Below are 3659 nucleotides of genomic sequence, written 5' to 3'. Positions count from 1 at the left end.
GCGCAGTGCTGTCCAAGATCTCCCGCTCCACCCGCGACGCCTGGATCACCCGCACCCTCACCACCACAACCGACCAGGCATAGGGGAGAGCGACATGTCCGCAGTATTCCTGTCCCAGCCCGGACAACAGCAAAAGCTCGAATGGATCGACGGCGGCACGTTCTCCGTCCTGCTCGACAGCGAGGCCACCGAAGGGCAGCTCACCGTCGGCCAGTTCGACGTGGCCAGAGGCGAGGCACCGCCCTTCCACCTGCACACTCGCGAAGACGAGATCTTCATGCTCATCAAGGGCACCGCCCTGGTGTGGTCGGGGGAGGAGGAGGCCCGGGAACTGGAGGAGGGAGGGGTCGTCTACCTCCCGCGCGGTATCCCGCACAGCTACCGGATCACGTCCGAACGCGCCGACCTGCTGATGATCACCACTCCCGGCGGCATTGAGGGTATGTTCCGCCACGCCGGGCGCGATGTGTCCACCCCGCGCCCGGACGACTTCGAGATCCCCAAGTCCCTGCTCCTCGAGGCCTCCGAGTTGTACGGCGGCGTGGTGCTCGGACCGCCGCGTTGAGGTCGGCGGCTGTGACGACGGGTGCGCAAGTCAGCAGGGGAGACGGTGAGCAGATCCGCTGGCGGACCTGCTCACCGATCGTCTTCGTGCGTCTTCCCAGCTCTGGACCCGACCGAGACGCTGCCCGACTGCGTGGAACGCGCTGAGAGGTCACCCGTTCCTCCCCGTAGTCGTCAGACGGCCTCTTGGATGGTCCGCGCGGCGACCAATGCGGACTGCGCCTGCACATCCACCAAGCGGGACAAGGGATGGGTTTGCCGGGTAGTGACCGGTCGGCGACCGCGCACCAGCGGGTGAAGACCGCCTCGGCCTCGATCACAGACCGCCGTTCGGCGTCGAGGGCGCGCAGCAGCGCTCCGGCGAGCCGGACCCGCATCATGTGCGGCAGCACCTCGAACGAGCATCGCTCGGCCACCGTCGCGGACGGGCTGGAACACGCACCAGGCCGGCGGTGAGTGGGTGCCGACCTTCGCGAACGCCGAGTACCTGGTGGACCAGTTCGACTTCGACCGGCGGCGCGAGGCGGCCGACCACCCTGACGGCGGGTGCGCAGCCGACCGGGAGGCCTTCGAGGACAGCGTGCTGCCGGTGTGGCGGCACGGTCGGCTGGTGCCGTGGCGCCACTCCTACCGGGTGGACCGCAACCTCACCCTCAGGTCGCTCGGCGGCTCGGTCTTGGTCACCGTGAACTCGCGGGGGCGACCGGGCTCTTCTCGCGGGCGGTGTGGTGCACACGCCGCTGCAGTTCTCCGACCCGTCGTTCGAGGCCTTCCCGCACAACTCTGCGCTGGTGTCAGCGCGTCAACGGCGCCGGGTCCTCGACCACGCCGTCGACACCGGCGCCCTGGTGCTGCCCGCGCACGTCACAGGCCCCGGTGGCGCGCAGATCGCGCGGCGCGGTGCGGCGTTCGAGGTCAAGCGGTGGGCGCCGTTCACCGCGCAGGCCTGATCCGCTCGGAACGCCACTTCCCGCTCCTTGCCACATCGGCGTCGCCGGTGGACCGCGCCGGTAGCCGCCGAACGGGCAGCGGGGGCATGTCCCACGTCACATCATGTGGCCAGCCACATAAATCTGAGATAGAAATGTGGTCAGCCACGTAATAGGAGGAAGTCGATGAACGAGCAGCTGTGGGCCCCGGCCAAGGTGGGGGAGATCCCGCTGGAGCACCGTTTGGCGATGGCGCCGATGACGCGTGACAGGTCGACGCCCGAGGGCGTGCCCACCGATCTGAACGCCCTCTACTACGCCCAGCGTTCCTCGACCGCGCTGATCATCACCGAGGGCACGCAGCCGTCCGCGGACGGCCAGGGATACCTGCTCACGCCCGGCATCCACACCGACGAGCAGGTCGCGGGCTGGCGCCGGGTCACCGACGCGGTGCACGACGCGGGCGGGCGCATCGTCGTGCAGCTCATGCACGTCGGACGGATCGCGCACCCGGCGAACACCCCGCACGGCAGGCAGCCGGTGGCGCCGTCCGCCGTGCGCCCGGCAGGCGCGATGTTCACGCTGCAGGGGCCGCAGGAGATGCCGGAGCCGCGCCAGCTGAGCACGGAGGAGGTGGCCGCCACCGTCGAGGACTTCCGCGCGGCCGCGGCCAGGGCGATCGCGGCGGGTGCGGACGGCGTCGAGATCCACGGCGCGAACGGGTACCTAGTGCACCAGTTCCTGGCGGGCAACACCAACCGGCGCACCGACCGCTACGGCGGATCGGCCGAGAACCGGATCCGCTTCGCGGTGGAGGTCGCGACCGCCGTGGCCGACGAGATCGGCGCCGGTCGCACCGGCATCCGCCTGTCGCCGGGCAACCCGTTCAACGACATCGCCGAGGACGACACTCGCGAGCTGTACCCGGCGCTGGTCCGGGCCCTCGCCCCGCTGAACCTCGCCTACCTGCACGTGGCGCACGGCGGCGACGAGGAGCTGGTGCGCGAACTGAGGTCGCTGTGGCCGACGGCGTTCCTGCTCAACCGGCCCGGCGCCGACCTCGACACCAGGGTCCGCGACATCACCTCCGGCCTGGCCGACGTGATCACAGTCGGGGTGATGGCGCTGGCCAACCCCGACCTGGTCGAGCGGCTGCGCACCGGCGCACCGCTGAACACGCCGGACCCGCAGACCTTCTACGGCGGCGACGAGCGCGGGTACACTGACTACCCCGCGCTGTCGCGATGAGCGGCCCGCTCGCCGGTCGGGTGGCCGTGGTGACCGGAGCCTCGCGGGGCATCGGCGCCGCCATCGCCACCCGCCTGGCCCGGGAAGGCGCCGCGGTCGCGATCACGTTCTCCTCCTCGCCGGACGCCGCCCGCCAAGTCGTCGCAGACATCACCGCGCAGGGCGGGCGCGCCACGGCGGTGCGGGCGGACAACGGCAACCCCGAAGCCGTGCGCGCCGCGATCACGCGAGCCGTGGAGTGGTGCGGGCGTCTGGACGTCCTGGTGAACAACGCAGGCATCGGCGCGCCAGCGCCACTGGCGAAGCTGTCGGAGAAGGAGTTCGCCCGGCTGTACGCGGTGAACGTGCGCGGGGCGTTCGTGGCGACGCAGGAAGCGGCCAAGCACCTCGGCGCGGGCGGACGGGTCGTCACCACGGGCAGCGTGTTCGCCAAGCGGTCACCGTTCCCCGGCATGGTCGGCTACTCCACGACCAAAGCTGCGCTAGCCGGATTCACCCGCGCCGCGGCCCGCGAGCTGGCGCCGCTGGGAATCACGGTGAACCTGGTGCAGCCGGGCGCGGTGGACACCGAGCTCAACCCCGCCGACGGTCCCGCCTCAGAGTTCATGCGAGGGGCGACCCCGGTGGGCCGCTACGGCACCGCCGACGAGATCGCCGGCCTGGTGGCCTACCTCGCCGGTCCGGAGGCGGGCTTCATCACCGGCGCGACGCTGACCGCAGACGGTGGGTTCACCAGCTGATGCTCGTCCGCGCCACGGCTGGTGCGCGCTCCGGCGTTCCCGTGCGGGACACCGGAGCGCGGCGGCGCATTCGCCCCGGTCGACGGTTGTGGTGGTGAGGGTGCGGGTGATCCAGGCGTCGCGGGTGGAGCGGGAGATCTTGGACAGCACTGCGCCGGGCACGGCGCCGTCGAAGATG

General features: G+C 71.1%; 4 protein-coding genes. All 4 read left to right on the top strand.

The window, feature by feature from the left end; all coding sequences use genetic code 11:
• Positions 1–94: 94 nt before the first annotated feature.
• The 4 genes from BMW88_RS40740 (at position 95) to BMW88_RS40725 (ending at position 3481) form a co-directional block, all read left to right on the top strand.
• A complete protein-coding gene (locus BMW88_RS40740; RefSeq protein WP_089962619.1) occupies positions 95–565 on the top strand; it encodes a cupin domain-containing protein in 471 nt (156 codons plus the stop codon).
• Positions 566–1292: 727 nt separating this feature from the next.
• The gene (locus BMW88_RS40735; protein ID WP_143116528.1) at positions 1293–1514 is read left to right on the top strand and encodes a hypothetical protein; all 222 of its coding nucleotides are present in this window, start codon (positions 1293–1295) and stop codon (positions 1512–1514) included.
• A 165-nt stretch (positions 1515–1679) separates the two neighbouring features.
• On the top strand, positions 1680–2741 hold the full coding sequence (locus BMW88_RS40730) for an alkene reductase (RefSeq protein ID WP_089962613.1): 1062 nt from the start codon (positions 1680–1682) through the stop codon (positions 2739–2741).
• Entirely contained in the window at positions 2738–3481 is a 744-nt protein-coding gene (locus BMW88_RS40725) for an SDR family NAD(P)-dependent oxidoreductase (RefSeq protein ID WP_089962610.1), read from the top strand. Before BMW88_RS40730 ends, BMW88_RS40725 begins: the two co-directional genes overlap by 4 nt.
• The last annotated feature ends 178 nt before the right edge of the window (positions 3482–3659 follow it).

It is taken from the genome of Lentzea xinjiangensis (assembly GCF_900110955.1).
GTDB classification, from domain to species: Bacteria; Actinomycetota; Actinomycetes; order Mycobacteriales; family Pseudonocardiaceae; genus Lentzea; species Lentzea xinjiangensis.
This window is presented reverse-complemented; position numbering and strand designations above follow the sequence as displayed.